This window comes from Nostoc sp. (assembly GCF_036917755.1).
Classification (GTDB): domain Bacteria; phylum Cyanobacteriota; class Cyanobacteriia; order Cyanobacteriales; family Nostocaceae; genus Nostoc.
The window spans coordinates 54,027-68,113 of sequence record NZ_JBALFC010000068.1 but is presented as its reverse complement, the minus strand read 5'-3'; the positions used below and the strand labels follow the sequence as shown (position 1 = coordinate 68,113).

The 14,087-nt window shown below is 41.3% G+C and carries 11 protein-coding genes; 6 read left to right on the top strand and 5 right to left on the bottom strand.

Translation table 11 applies throughout. From position 1 onward, the window contains the following. Positions 1–245: 245 nt before the first annotated feature. From V7L05_RS16270 to V7L05_RS16260, 3 genes are all read left to right on the top strand, one after another. Positions 246–1,922 (top strand): PfaD family polyunsaturated fatty acid/polyketide biosynthesis protein, encoded by a 1,677-nt coding sequence (locus V7L05_RS16270; protein WP_335165445.1) that lies wholly within the window; start codon positions 246–248, stop codon positions 1,920–1,922. Positions 1,923–1,924: 2 nt separating this feature from the next. Beyond that, a complete protein-coding gene (locus tag V7L05_RS16265) occupies positions 1,925–3,439 on the top strand; it encodes a thioester reductase domain-containing protein (protein WP_335165443.1) in 1,515 nt (504 codons plus the stop codon). A 695-nt stretch (positions 3,440–4,134) separates the two neighbouring features. Next, a complete protein-coding gene (locus V7L05_RS16260; RefSeq protein WP_335165441.1) occupies positions 4,135–4,938 on the top strand; it encodes an SDR family NAD(P)-dependent oxidoreductase in 804 nt (267 codons plus the stop codon). A 61-nt stretch (positions 4,939–4,999) separates the two neighbouring features. Here V7L05_RS16260 and hetI read toward each other — a convergent pair whose 3' ends face one another. After that, entirely contained in the window at positions 5,000–5,716 is a 717-nt protein-coding gene (gene hetI / locus V7L05_RS16255; RefSeq protein ID WP_335165439.1) for a 4'-phosphopantetheinyl transferase HetI, read from the bottom strand. A 173-nt stretch (positions 5,717–5,889) separates the two neighbouring features. Here hetI and V7L05_RS16250 point away from each other — a divergent pair, with 173 nt between their 5' ends. Next, positions 5,890–6,855 (top strand): acyltransferase family protein, encoded by a 966-nt coding sequence (locus tag V7L05_RS16250; RefSeq protein ID WP_335165437.1) that lies wholly within the window; start codon positions 5,890–5,892, stop codon positions 6,853–6,855. Between the two features lie 233 nt (positions 6,856–7,088). Here the strand turns inward: V7L05_RS16250 and V7L05_RS16245 are convergent, their stop codons facing one another. After that, positions 7,089–8,153 carry a YheT family hydrolase gene (locus V7L05_RS16245; protein WP_335165436.1) on the bottom strand — a complete coding sequence of 355 codons (1,065 nt, stop codon included), beginning with the start codon at positions 8,151–8,153 and terminating at the stop codon, positions 7,089–7,091. Between the two features lie 157 nt (positions 8,154–8,310). Here V7L05_RS16245 and V7L05_RS16240 point away from each other — a divergent pair, with 157 nt between their 5' ends. Beyond that, positions 8,311–9,054, top strand: coding sequence for a response regulator transcription factor (locus tag V7L05_RS16240; RefSeq protein ID WP_335165435.1), 744 nt, complete (start codon positions 8,311–8,313; stop codon positions 9,052–9,054). A 59-nt stretch (positions 9,055–9,113) separates the two neighbouring features. Next, positions 9,114–9,323 (top strand): hypothetical protein, encoded by a 210-nt coding sequence (locus tag V7L05_RS16235; protein WP_335165433.1) that lies wholly within the window; start codon positions 9,114–9,116, stop codon positions 9,321–9,323. A gap of 711 nt (positions 9,324–10,034) precedes the next feature. On the opposite strand, the gene V7L05_RS16230 is transcribed toward V7L05_RS16235, so the two are convergent. From V7L05_RS16230 to V7L05_RS16220, 3 genes are all read right to left on the bottom strand, one after another. After that, positions 10,035–12,320 carry a PAS domain-containing hybrid sensor histidine kinase/response regulator gene (locus tag V7L05_RS16230; RefSeq protein ID WP_335165431.1) on the bottom strand — a complete coding sequence of 762 codons (2,286 nt, stop codon included), beginning with the start codon at positions 12,318–12,320 and terminating at the stop codon, positions 10,035–10,037. A gap of 149 nt (positions 12,321–12,469) precedes the next feature. Further along, positions 12,470–12,700, bottom strand: a complete 231-nt coding sequence (locus tag V7L05_RS16225; protein WP_442937115.1) for a cryptochrome/photolyase family protein — start codon at positions 12,698–12,700, stop codon at positions 12,470–12,472. Positions 12,701–13,244: 544 nt separating this feature from the next. Continuing rightward, on the bottom strand, positions 13,245–14,036 hold the full coding sequence (locus V7L05_RS16220; protein ID WP_335165430.1) for an SAM hydrolase/SAM-dependent halogenase family protein: 792 nt from the start codon (positions 14,034–14,036) through the stop codon (positions 13,245–13,247). Positions 14,037–14,087 lie beyond the last annotated feature (51 nt).

Below are 14,087 nucleotides of genomic sequence, written 5' to 3'. Positions count from 1 at the left end.
CTTCCTTCTCTTACTTCGCGTCCTTTGCGACGGCAGTCGCTACAACGGGGGGAACCCCCGCAACGCGCTGCCTCTCCTTTGCGGTTCGTTTAAAAGAGATTAAGTGCAGCTTCTAGAGAATTGGCATTACTCTCTTCCTCTGTGTTCTCTGCGCCTCTGCGGTTCGTTAAAAGAAAATAAAACGTAGACTTCTTTACAGAATCTACATCTATCATCCATTGCTTGTAATCCGAGGGATAACTGCCGTGACAACCGTAGATACGGTACTAAGTAAACACGATAATGGTCTTAACTTCTCTGCCTGGTCTTATAACAAAAACCAGGTTTGGAAAGGTTCTTTAGAAACTGTATCTTTTGAGCAACAAACCATCAAAGATAAATTGATGGTATTAGATAAACCCTGCTACATCGTGAAAGTTGCCGGAAAAATCGGTGTCACAAATGAGGGGTATTTATCCCCAGGTGATAATGGCACAACAGCACAAGTAGAACTGCTAACATTTGCAGCCCCAATCCGCATTCAACAGTTTGGAGATCCCAATTTTCTCTCCTTTCATGGAGTGAAATATGCCTACGTTACCGGCGCAATGGCTGGCGGAATTGCTTCCGAAGAAATGGTAATTGCACTCGGAAAAGCACAAATTTTGAGTTCCTTTGGTGCAGGTGGTTTAACTCCAGAACGTTTGGAAGCAGCCATAAATCGCATTCAACAAGCTTTACCTCAAGGGCCTTATGCATTTAATTTAATTCACAGTCCGAATGAACCTGCGAATGAACGTCGGGCTGTGGATTTATACCTCAAATATCAAGTGAGAACAGTAGAAGCATCTGCATTTCTCGACTTAACTCCCAACATTGTTTATTACCGTGTTGCTGGATTGGGGTTGAATAACGCCAATCAAATTGAAATCAAAAATAAAGTCATTGCCAAAATTTCTCGCCGAGAAGTTGCTACTAAATTTCTGCAACCAGCACCAGCCAGAATTATCAAAGAACTTCTTGAACAAGGATTAATTACTGAGTTACAAGCAACCCTTGCAGCCAAAGTTCCGATGGCTGATGATATTACCGTCGAGGCTGATTCTGGAGGTCATACAGATAACCGTCCCTTGGTTTGTTTGTTACCTTCTATTATTGCCTTGCGCGATGAAATTCAAGCACAATATCATTACCAAATACCCATTAGAATCGGAGTAGCAGGGGGAATTGGTACACCACAATCAGCATTAGCAGCTTTTATGATGGGTGCTGCTTATGTAATGACTGGTTCAATTAATCAATCATGCGTTGAATCTGGGGCTTGTGAACACACCAAAAAATTATTAGCTCAGGCAGAAATGGCTGATATGATGATGGCCCCAGCAGCAGATATGTTTGAAATGGGAGTGAAACTCCAAGTTCTCAAACGGGGTACGATGTTTCCCATGCGATCGCAGAAATTATTTGAACTCTATCGCGCTTATAATTCGATTGAAGAGATTCCTTTGGCAGAAAGAGAGAAATTAGAAAAACAAGTTTTTCGCAAAAGTATCGCCGAGGTATGGGAAGGAACTGCGGCTTATTTGTCCCAAAAGAATCCTGAAAAACTGGGTAAAGCAGTCAATAATCCTAAACTGAAAATGGCGTTGATTTTCCGCTGGTATCTAGGATTATCTTCTCGTTGGTCTAGTTCTGGTGAAAAAGGTAGAGAAGTAGATTATCAAATTTGGTGTGGTCCCGCAATGGGCGGTTTCAATGACTGGGTACGCGGTTCCTATCTATCTGAACCAAATAATCGTCAGGTAGTTGATGTTGCTAATCAAATTATGACTGGTGCAGCCTTTTTATATCGTGTCCAAAATTTGAAAATTCAAGGGCTGCAAGCTGGCGATTATTACAGTCAGTATCACCCTGTTCGTTCTACATCATTGTTGGAGATTTAAAAATGACTATAAAACAGTCTTTCACAGCAGACGATATTCAAGTATTTTTGGTATCTAACTTAGCTAAGTTGCTAGGAGTAGCAACTGATGAAATAGATGTCAAAGAACATTTAGAAAACTATGGGTTAGATTCAGCCCAAGCAATGATTCTAGTAAGTAACTTAGAAAAGTTGCTAGGATTTCAACCATCTCCATTGCTTCTGTGGCATTACCCAAATATTGAAGCTCTTTCACAGCGTTTAGCTGAAGAAGTGCAAGAAGGTTCACCAGTTCAAGATACAAAGGTAACAGCTTCTAATGCCAATGCTGCACCCTCTGTTCTAGATTTAAGTGCCGAGGCTGTTCTTGACCCTACTATCCATCCCGGCGCTGCATCTAATGCGCCTGTAGGTGAACCCAAGAATATCTTTTTAACTGGAGGAACAGGCTTTTTAGGAGCTTTTATCATCCGGGAATTGCTACAAGAAACCAATGCGGATATCTATTGTTTAGTGCGTGCTGCCAATGCCGAAGAAGGCAAAAGCAAACTCCAAAAAAATCTGCAACAGTATGCAATTTGGCAGGAAGAATTTAACTCCAGAATTATTCCAATTGTCGGCGATTTATCTCAGCCATTGTTAGGTGTTGGCTCTGAACAGTTTCAAATTTTAGCTGCCAATATTGATACTATATATCATAGTGGTGCTTTGTTGAATTATGTTTTTCCATACTCAGCATTGAAGGCAGCCAATGTTTTAGGAACTCAAGAAGTTTTGAGATTAGCTTGTCAAATTAAAGTCAAGCCTGTACATTACGTTTCTAGTGTAGCTGTTTTTGAATCGACTGCTTATGCTGGCAAGGTTGTTAAAGAGCAGGATGAATTCAATCATTGGGAAGGTATTTATCTGGGTTACTCACAAACCAAATGGGTAGCTGAAAAGCTAGTAAAAATTGCTCGTGACCGGGGACTTCCTGTAACTATCCATAGACCGCCACTGATTTCAGGTGATAGCAAAACAGGCATTTGTAACACACATGACTTTATCAATTTGATGACTAAGGGCTGTCTACAAATGGGATATTTCCCTGATGTAGATTATATGTTAGATATGTCTCCTGTGGACTATGTAAGTAAAGCGATCGTTTATCTATCACGCCAAAAAGAATCCATAGGTAAAGCTTTCAATTTACAACATCCCCAACCTGCCGCTTTGAAAATGCTAGTTGAGTGGATACGCTCATTTGGTTATTCAGTTGAGATGATTCCCTACGAAAAATGGCAATCAGAGTTAATCAATAATGTGTCTTCTGTGGACAATCCTTTGTACACTCTGCGACCCTTTTTACTGGAACGTTGGTCTGATGAACAACTGACTATTCCTGATTTATACTTACAAGCTAGAAGACCCCATATTAGCTGCCAAGATACTCTTCATGCACTAGCAGGTAGTTCTATTGCTTGTCCTCCAATTGACTCTCAATTGTTTATGACTTATACCGCCTACTTGATTCAAAGTGGTTTCTTAAATATCGCTTAATAATTCACAATTTGCGTAGGATGTGTTAGTAACGTAACGCACTAAGGAATAAGAATTAAATAACATACAATGTCCCTGGCTTACCTTACCCTCAATGCCTCTCCGATATATTGGAGAGGGAAGCTAGAGACAGGATGAAGTTTTGCATTTTATTTAATCGACGTTCCTAACCCGGATATTTTCGGTGCGTTACCGAAGCCATAACACACCCTACAAAAATTTTGTTTAACCCATGTTCTTTAGGACTCAGTACTACTGAACAGCCAATATTTAAGATTCCAGTTTACAACTCATACACCACCAGAGGCAATATGATTGCCCTGTTTTTTTATGCTCAATAATGTAAATTTTTAGAAGTTACACCTTGACAGAAGCAATCGAGGATAGAATGGTTAGTGTCAGGCATTAAAGTTTGATTTTACCCACTATTGTGAGTAATCAAATACGTGTACATAGAGCAGATCGCTAGCAGTCTGAAATAACTGAACTCCTTTAAGTCCAAATTTTTTCGATGCATAAGTCCTAAATTTAGCTTTGGACTGCTACATCTATTGAATGCACCACACAAGCATTTCAAAGGGTAATAACTCAAGATATTTCTTGTCGGTTCAGATATTACGCGTACTTAATTGTAGAGCGGGAACCACTGTAAATGCAATGCAGCTTCATCAAGTTGAATCCACTAACATTCTTACATGAACACAACACATCAAAGACAGAGCAAACAAACTGCTCTCATTACTGGGGCAGCCGGTGGAATTGGCTACGAATTAGCATCTATTTTTGCTGCTCATGATTACAATCTTGTCTTAGTAGACAGAAACGGGGCAAAGCTTGTAGAAATTGCAGTTAAATTCCAAAAAGAATTTGGAATTCTTGTTAAAACTATTGTTAAGGATCTATCTATACCAATAGCTCCTGAAGAAATTTTCACAGAGTTGCAAAAAGCCGATATTAAGGTTGATGTACTGGTGAACAATGCCGGATTTGGTATTTATGGATTATTTCACGAAACAGACCTAGCTACTGAATTGGAAATGCTACAGGTAAATTTGGTGTGTCTCACCCATTTAACTAAGCTATTCGTGAAGCACATGGTAAAGCAAGGTGAGGGAAAAATCTTAAACGTTGCCTCGGCTGCTGCTTTTCAACCAGGCCCTTTGATGGCGGTTTATTTTGCTAGTAAAGCTTATATCTTATCTTTTTCAGAAGCGATCGCAAATGAATTAGAAGGTACAGGTGTGACTGTGACAGTTCTTTGCCCAGGCTCAACCGCATCTGCTTTTCATGAAAGAACCGGAATGGCAGACTCTAAGTTGCTCAAAGGCAAGAAGATGATGGATGCAAAAACAGTAGCCGAAGTTGGTTTTCGCGCCCTAATGAAGGGTCAAACCATTGTCATTCCTGGTTTACTCAATGCAATACTTGCAAAAAGCGTCAGATTTGTACCCAGAAACCTGGTGACAAAAATTGTTAGAAGTATGCAGGAAGATAAATAGAGGGCATTGGGCATGGGGCATTGGGCATGGGGCATTGGGGAAGAATAACTAATAACTAGGATTAATAGTGCCAAGACTTCAAGTGCCAGCCAAAATTTTCTACAGCAATAGCAGCAACATAGTTGTTAGCAGGTATTAGTTCAAAAAGACTCCAGTCTTCAGTTATCTCTAACTTGGCTGGTTCTGTGAGAGTCAGCGATACTTCAATTTGCTCTAGCTGGGATAGTCCATCTCCAGTTGCTTTTAAATAAGCTTCCTTACAAGTCCAGTAACGGAAAAATATTTCTTGCTGTTGGTTGGGAGATAGCGATCGCAACATCTCATATTCTCTCGGTAAAAAGAACCGTTTGGCAAGAGCTTCTAAATCAGACATCGGGCGAATATATTCTAGGTCTACACCAATTGGGCGAGTACAATTCACCGCACACAAACCTAACTCTTGGGAATGAGACAAGTTAAACGCCAGTCCACTATCGGCAAATTTATCTGCTAATACTGGTTTGCCACGCTGTTGATAATTAAACTGCACTTGTGACGGCTTGATACCCAAATAGCGACCTAATATAGTTCGGAGAATACCGCGACCAGCGATGAAATGCTGCCGATGCTTTGGAAAATAAAACCGTTCAGCACGAGCTATTTCGTCACTGGAAAGAGTCGCTGCTAAATTTTGCAGCTGTGGTTCTGGTTGGTCAAGTTCTATGCGCCAAACATGAATCTCATCCTGTAACAAAGTTAAATCTGTCGGTGCAGGTAGCCAGAGATGATCAGCAGTCATGATAACTCGTAATTTGTAATTAAGTTAAGTTGGCATAATAAAACCAAACTATGTAAATAAAGATAAACTAGGCTAAAACCCTCTTCCTTTTTCCCTCCTGCCTCCTGAATATTTGTGCGATCGTAAACTTATACTAGAATAATACTAAGTAATTTTATTTTTGGAGACGTCTAATGGGAATCTATCGTTTCCTATTATCAATCTTTGTTGCCATAAGTCATACAGGAGTACTTATAAACGGCTTAAACCCCGGGGTGATAGCCGTAATCTCATTCTTGATTATAAGTGGATATGTAATGACAGCCTTGATATCTAAAAATTATTTTGATCCTAAAAAAATTGTTTGGTTCTATCTCGATAGGATTTTGAGAATTTATCCGCAGTATTTATTTAACATAATAGCAGTTTTAATTATTTATTCTATTTTTGGATTAAACTCACATTATCTTAGTAAACCTACAGAGATTGGATTATTACAAAATCTTTTGATAATACCTATGGGATTTTATATGATTCCTTGGGTAGGAGAGAAATTCATGATTATTCCACCTGCATGGTCGCTGGGTCTTGAAGGATGTTTTTATATCTTAATTCCTTTTTTTTTAATATATAAATTAGAAAAGATTTTTTTCTTATTATCATATATGATTTTTTTAATGGCTTACTTAGGAATTATTAACACAGATTATTTTGGTTATAGATTAATATTTGGAACAATATTTATATTTTTTTGTGGGAGCTTTTTATATAAAAATAACAATATTACTACAAATCAACCAGTAAAGTACACATTAATTTTTTCTTGTTTATTATTGGCAGCAACTTTTTTACATACCCCTTTAATATTGCCCTACAATCGAGAAGTATTAATAGGATTAATCTTGGGGATTCTGATGATACCTTTATTAATAAAAATTAAAAAAACATATTTCGATGAGTTTTTTGGCAACCTATCTTACGGATTATTTTTATCTCATTACTTAGTTATTTTTGAATTTGAGAAACTAGAGATACAGTGGAACTCAAAATGGATTTTGCTAATGCTATTATTTTCTACATTTATTTCAGCAGTAGGTTTTTTCTGTTTTGAAAAGCCAGTAATTGCTTGGCGTAAAAAAATTAGAAATCAACATAATTAAAGAATGTTGACGGACAGAATATCACGCTGCTATTAGTAGGCAAGTGTATACGGCAGGGCATAGAGTTTGAATGCAATCAAACTAGGATTTGGTTGTATCCAGCTTCTTATTTCACCATCTCTCTCATGTTTACATTTGTATACGCAGTAGACGTACCAAGGATACCCCATTAGATTTAATCTGACTAATCTTAATTACGAATTACGTAGCTTGCCTGTTGCCAAAGGCGAGTATTACGAATTACGCTGTTTCTCCAACCATTGTAAAACCCGATTCCATGCCCACCAAGGGTCAGAATCTTGTGCTTGGCGCTGGCAATTTTTGCTACTCAAATAGCCAACATGACCGCCGTACTGAGTGAGCAACAAATCTATTACGGGATTGCGATCGCAGCCTTCTTGTAATTCTGGGATGATGGCTGGATCAAAAAGTGGATCATCAGCAGCATATAAAATCAAAGTCGGTTTCGAGATTTGCGGCAATATTTGTAAAGCACTACTAGCTTGGTAATATGCTTCCACAGAAGGAAAACCTAGTCGGTTAATTACTAGTTCATTGTCAAAACCCCAGATACTGTTCGCCCGTTCAATTGCTGCTGGGTCAATGCTTCCCGGATGAGCATCATGTATTCGCCATGCCAGTTTTTTTAAATTCTGTGCAATCCCCGCTTCCAAATATCTGCCGAAGGGCTTTTTAACTAGATAAGATAGCGATCGCTCAGAATCCAAACTGGGACAAATCACCATACCACCACCAATATCACTATCTTCTAGTCCTAAATCTCCATGCTCCCTAATCACCTCAAGAGCGACCTTCACCGCCCATAGCGCCAATTGCCCTCCTAAAGAATATCCTGTAAACCAAAATTTTCCCGGACATCCCATTGCCTTAGCTGCGGCGGCGATGCGAACAAAATCTTCCCCCTCATACAAACCATCAGAAGTCAGAGTCGGCGAAAATTGGGCAGTTTTGCCGTGGGCACGCCAATCAAATAACACCACAGCGTATCCTTGAGCGTAAGCCTTACGTCCTAGCACTCTCAAAAACCATTCTGTCTCTAACTCCCCAGTGATGCCATAAGTACCGATAATGGTGCTATGAGCATTTTCAGGGATGGCAACCAAGCCAAAAATTGGCACACCTTGGCCACCAATAAAAATTTTCTCATGATAAGACGGTTCTGGTAATTGAATAGTACTTTCCCAGAAACGTTTTCCCCACAAAGCGGTGTATACAGTCATGATCACACCGTTTTGTAAAAACCAAGACGGATTGTAGGGCGGAGTATAACACATCATAGACTATAAGATTTCGTGTAGTTGAGTCTTGATTTCACAGTCATTTAATCTTAATATTTATGTAAGATTTAAAAACCTTTTGATAATCGACTCAAAAATCTTTGTATCTATACAAAGGTTGTTATTTATCCTTAATCAGTAGTAATAATTTTTAAGAATGCCGAGGATTCTAGTCATAGACGATGACCCAGCGATTTCAGAACTAGTTGCCGTCAACTTGGAAATGGCTGGCTACGATGTTAGTCAAGCTGAAGACGGCATTAAAGGTCAAGCACTGGCTCTCCAGTTACAACCAGACTTGATCATGCTCGATTTGATGTTGCCCAGGGTAGATGGGTTTACCGTTTGCCAACGCCTGCGTCGTGACGATCGCACCTCTGAGATTCCCGTGTTAATGTTGACGGCTTTGAGCCAAACTCAGAATAAGGTAGAAGGCTTCAATGCTGGCGCAGATGACTACCTCACCAAGCCTTTTGAAGTTGAAGAAATGCTGGCGCGAGTGCGGGCACTTTTGCGGCGTACTGACCGCATTCCCCAAGCAGCAAAGCATAGTGAGATTCTCAACTATGGCTCACTCACCCTCGTTCCCGAAAGATTTGAGGCAATATGGTTCAATGAGACAGTGAAATTGACTCATTTGGAATTTGAGCTACTTCACTGCTTGCTGCAACGCCACGGTCAAACAGTTTCCCCCAGCGAAATCCTCAGAGAAGTTTGGGGTTACGATCCTGATGACGACATTGAAACGATTCGAGTCCATATTCGCCACTTGAGAACCAAGCTAGAACCAGATCCCCGCCACCCTCGCTATATCAAGACAGTGTATGGTGCTGGATACTGTCTTGAATTACCCGGTATAGCTCCATCAAATGAAGCGGCTTCAGTAACAGTCGTAGAATGAAATCACGCTAAATTCCCTTAACTAAGTACAGCATTTGATTAATTCGTAGCGAATTCTATTTGGCAATACCCTGCAATGCCAATGCGTTGACTGACAATGCCAATGCGTTGACTGACAATGCCAATGCGTTGACTGACAATGCCAATGCGTTGGCTGACAATGCCAATGCGTTAGCTGACAATGCCAATGCGTTAGCTGACAATGCCAATGCGTTGACTGATAATGCCAATGCGTCGGCTGATAATGCCAATGCGTTCCTCTGCAATTAGAAACGCTACGCTTTTACGCAAAACTGTACTAAGCCATTACTTAGGCAAGAACTCTCAGAAACTCTAATTCCTTACTGTTTAGTTAAGGTTATTGGTGAGATTTTCCGGCGTGTAGAGATGTTGTAATCCAACGTCTCTACAAATTTATTTATCGAACAGAATTCAGGAGACATACCATTTCAGACAAACCCTAATACATATAGATTTCTCATAGGGGCACAGCATTGCTCATGCGAGTCTAGAAGCAGCATTTAGAGATTGTCTCGTTCCCAGTCGGAGACTGGGAATGCATTCCGAGGGGGCTGCCGCCTCAAGACTTGCGACAGAGCCGCAATCAGCTGCATTTCCAGCAAGAGGCTGGAAACGAGATTTTAAACAAGTTTAGGCTTAAGTTAACACCAATGAGCATTGCTGTGCCCCTACCAACGTATTTGTATCATTATTAAAGTGAAACGGTATCAGTCGTCAGAATACAGGAAAGGTATTCTGTACGATGGTTACTGAGCTTGCCCTTCGACAAACTCAGGGTAACACCTGCCCAGAGCCAGTGCCGTACCCCTACGGGGAAGCAAGCTACGCGCAGCGTCTCCAAGAGTTGGGTCGAAGTACTGGCGGATAGCGCCACAGAGAGTGAGTCCGCAAGCATCTTGATTCAGAATTCAGAATTCTGAATTCTGAATTCTGCATTCTGAATTCTTCTTCAATTGTGCATTAAGCTTGTTTGCTGCCTTTGACAAGGTTCGCTACTACTGTCACCAACTCATCTGGCTCGATTGGCTTGGATAGATGAACATGAAATCCAGCTTGCAGAGCCAGCCTGCGCTCTTCATCTCTAGCAAACGCCGTTAGTGCTACAGCTCGAATTTTCTCCCCTTGCTCTGCTTCCTGCGCCCGCACTTTCCGAATCAGAGAATAACCATCCTCATCTGGCATTCCGATATCACTAACTAGAACATCTAGTTTTAATCGTACTACCGCTTCCAGGGCTTCACCTACTGAGCTAACCGCCGTCACCTGCGCTCCAGACTGTTCAAGAATGAAGGCAATTAACTCACGCGTATCGGCATTGTCATCTACAACGAGTATTTGCAAGCCATCAAGTGGTGAGAGGTTATCAACTTTTACTTCACTCTCTTTGATTAGCTGCTCTGCTTGTGGTTCTACTAGTGGTAAAAGCACTGTAAATGTTGCTCCCTGTCCTTCCCCTTTGCTAACTGCATAGACTGTGCCTGAGTGCATTTCTACTAAGTGGTTTACAATTGCTAGCCCCAGCCCCAAACCACTGTCTGCTCTAGTAGTTGTGCTATCAGCTTGACGGAAGCGCTCAAAGATACAAGGTAAAAAGTCAGCACTAATTCCCTTACCTGTGTCAGAGACTGTTATCTGGGCATTTGAGTTTACCTGTTGCAAATTTACTTCAACTCGCCCCCCGCTAGGTGTGAACTTGACAGCATTAGAGAGCAAATTCCAGACGACTTGTTGCAGGCGTTCTGCATCACCCATAATCTGACCAACTGAGGAGTCAAAATTATACTCAACTTGAATATCCTTAATTTCCGATGTGGGATGTACAGTTTCAATTGCCGCCTGAATTATCGGTATAAGGTTAACTTTACGGATATTTAGGCGGACTTGACCTTGGACGATGCGTGAGATATCCAGGATATCTTCAATCAGGTTCCTTTGAAGTTTGGCATTGCGCTCGATTGTTTCCAATGCCTTAGAGGTAGTTGCTTCGTCCGATTTTCGATTACGTATTACTTGAACCCAACCCAGCATAGAATTGAGAGGTGTACGGAGTTCGTGGGAAACGATCGCTAAAAACTCTTCTTTAATGCGGTTAGCTTCCTGGGCTTGCCGATATAGCTGTGCATTTTCAATGGCGAACGCTGCCCGTTGGGCAAGTTCTTCAGCCATTATTAAGTCTACAAGAGTGTAATGGCGTCCTGGTTGTGCAGACGCAAATACAATTGTCCCCAGCTTGTGTTTACGCACCAACAGTGGCACGACCATATAAGACTTAACTTGCAACAGACTGAGGTGTTGCTCATTCCATGCCTTTTTGTGTAATGAAGACTCAAGAATGTTTGTTACTAGTTCCGGTTTACCAGTCCGTAAAACCTTTGGTGGACCATAATCAGCATCAACAGGAATTGGATAGCGTTGTTGTAGTTCTCGGATGAGTGCTTCCTTCGCCGGTTCAGATGCAGCGATAACTGGGTTACTAAAGACTGGAAAATTATTTTCGACGACATCCACAATACACCAATCGGCGAAAGTAGGCACTGCCAATTGCCCGACGCTGTTTAGGGTGGTGCGGTAATCTAAAGAAGATACTAGTATACGACTTGCTTCAGCTAGAAAATTAGAGCGCTTCTCTGCCGCTTGGGCTGCAATCCGGGCGGCTTGCTCATTGGCAAATAACTGCTTGCGTTCCAACTCTAAAACCCGACGTTGGCTAATGTCGCGCATTAGCCAGCGCAGAGCAACTGGCTGACCTTTTTCGTCACGGACGGTAACTACAGTTAAAGCAACATCAAAACAGACTTTTTCCCGTGGTTGTAAACACACTTCCCATTCCCCACCCCGGTCAAACTGCTGCATCTTAGTTAGATAATCAAAAAAAGCCTGATGATCTGACTGTCCGATGAAACTAACCAAGGGTTTGCGAATCAAAAATCGCTCTAAAATATTGAGTAGCACGGTAGCGGCATGGTTAGCCTCAAGAATAATGCCGTAAATATCAGTTACCAAGTAACCATCCGGCGCAAAATCAAATAATTCTTGGTAGCGCTGGCGCTCTTTCTCTACTGCTGTTCGTGTTGCTTCTATTTCCTCTGAAGCCACCTTCAGTTCTTCCAAAGCAATTTGAAGTTCCTCGAAAGCTTCTTTTGTTAGCTCTTGTTGTGAGTGTGACTCAGTAGGAGTACGTTGCAATAGTCTCGTCACTCGTAAGCGCAAGTCCTCTATTTGTTGAGTTAACTGATCTACATTCATATTGCTCACTTTGCTAAGACTAACAAGCTTGAGTGTGAATAGGCGACAAGCAAGTATTGATAGATAGGAATCTACGCCAAAAGCTGCTCTCTGAACATTGGTCAGAAGATACAGATTTCTCTCTCCAATATGAGTTCTACGGAATAGATTTAAAAAATATAACAGTCTGAGACTTTAAGCAAAAATAAATCTACAAGAAACTTGAAGAAGAATACATTCGTCAGAATTAAGACCAGCTTTTGCTGATGGTAAGGTCTTACTTGAAGATCATGCAGTGACTCGATCAAAATTACAGGCACGTTCTCTTGATTAAAACAACTTTCTAAAGCTGCTTGTTTTACATAAAGTTGGTCGCCTAATATCCAAATCCCAATTGTCATTGTTATTACCACTAATACCCATACCTACAGATATAGCGGGGGAGCATCTCAGTGAAAGCAAATATACCAGATGAGAAAAAAGATTCGGCTCTCCTAGACTTCGTTTGATAAATTAATACTAAAAAACACCTAAAACACTTGGTATAACAAGATTCTGCTAAAATAGAATCACATATTTAATAAAAATATGCTTTCTGATTATTGAATCCCCTACTATGTAAGGACTTAACCTGATATCAAGTATTAATTTTCTATAACTAGTCTAGGAGAGCCAAAGATTCTTGCTCCCTCTCCTTACTAAGGAGAGGGTTGGGGTGAGGTTTTACAAGGCTTTTTACACTCATTGAGATGCTCCCTATAGCGGTTCCTAGGTGCATGAAGTACATCAGATCAAAACCTCACCCCCAGCCCCTCTCCTTATTAAGGAGAGGGGAGATAAAGCACAGATTTATCGGGGTGAGGTTAAGCTGTAGCTCATTCTTATTAGGAAACGCTATAAACATAGATAGTACTTATCTGTAAGGTGTGGGGGAGTGGATTTGATTTAGGCGATTTGAGTTACTTGCTGATTCACACGGGGACGGCCAAAGCGCTCCCAAGCACTCCCTCCTCGCAGAAACAGTTCTAGGAAGCGCAATGGTTCTCCTGAATCGCCTTTTGACCAACCGGAACTACCAGGAGCAAAGGCTAAAGTTCCTTCAGATACCTTGAAACTGCCATCAGAATACACTGCATCACTGACCACATCTCCAATTCGGATTACGATCTTGGTTTGAGGCTCAAAGTTAACTGTATGCGCCGCAATAGTTGTTTTGATGTTGCCGTAGCCATCAATCCAGGCAATTCGATCTGGTGGAACATCTGGGATTTGCTCAGGAGAAAGGCTATCTCCCAGAAGGCTAAAATCTTCACCCACGATCGCCCCCGCCGCCGGAGGAAACACATCTCGTGAGCGAAACTGTGAGCCACCGCGAGAAACGTTGACCACTCGCAACTCTTTTGTATAGTCTTTGATAAAGGAGAGAGTGTAGCCCGCATTTACACCCACTACTTTTACACCATTGGATAAAAGGGCATAAGTTAGTCCTTCACCTTCATTATCCCGACGGGCTTCGGGATCATCTTGACGAGGCGCACAGTTGTGATAAATTAGGCGATCGCCAGGCCCTGGATTGAGTCCCAGTTGGGCAATCCAGAATCCTGTTGCCAAGGTACTGAATGCTGGAACCGAAAGCAAATGAATTTGGGCATCGGGAAAAGCCATCAGCAGACGTTGTGTGACTTCAATAAATGCCGGATCTCCTGTACCGTAGTCTGCAATGACGCAGATAAACATTCTGCTCCTCCTTCCTTAAGAGTCGTAATTTGCAATCAACCTAATTATGAA

Bases quoted from the DNA above. Each gene is read 5' to 3' on its own strand.
- hetI (WP_335165439.1), bottom strand. From the start codon at position 5,716: ATGACTGCTGATCATCTCTGGCTACCTGCACCGACAGATTTAACTTTG.
- V7L05_RS16225 (WP_442937115.1), bottom strand. From the start codon at position 12,700: ATGACAATTGGGATTTGGATATTAGGCGACCAACTTTATGTAAAACAA.
- V7L05_RS16265 (WP_335165443.1), top strand. From the start codon at position 1,925: ATGACTATAAAACAGTCTTTCACAGCAGACGATATTCAAGTATTTTTG.
- V7L05_RS16230 (WP_335165431.1), bottom strand. From the start codon at position 12,320: ATGAATGTAGATCAGTTAACTCAACAAATAGAGGACTTGCGCTTACGA.
- V7L05_RS16260 (WP_335165441.1), top strand. From the start codon at position 4,135: ATGAACACAACACATCAAAGACAGAGCAAACAAACTGCTCTCATTACT.
- V7L05_RS16245 (WP_335165436.1), bottom strand. From the start codon at position 8,153: ATGATGTGTTATACTCCGCCCTACAATCCGTCTTGGTTTTTACAAAAC.
- V7L05_RS16250 (WP_335165437.1), top strand. From the start codon at position 5,890: ATGGGAATCTATCGTTTCCTATTATCAATCTTTGTTGCCATAAGTCAT.
- V7L05_RS16220 (WP_335165430.1), bottom strand. From the start codon at position 14,036: ATGTTTATCTGCGTCATTGCAGACTACGGTACAGGAGATCCGGCATTT.
- V7L05_RS16240 (WP_335165435.1), top strand. From the start codon at position 8,311: ATGCCGAGGATTCTAGTCATAGACGATGACCCAGCGATTTCAGAACTA.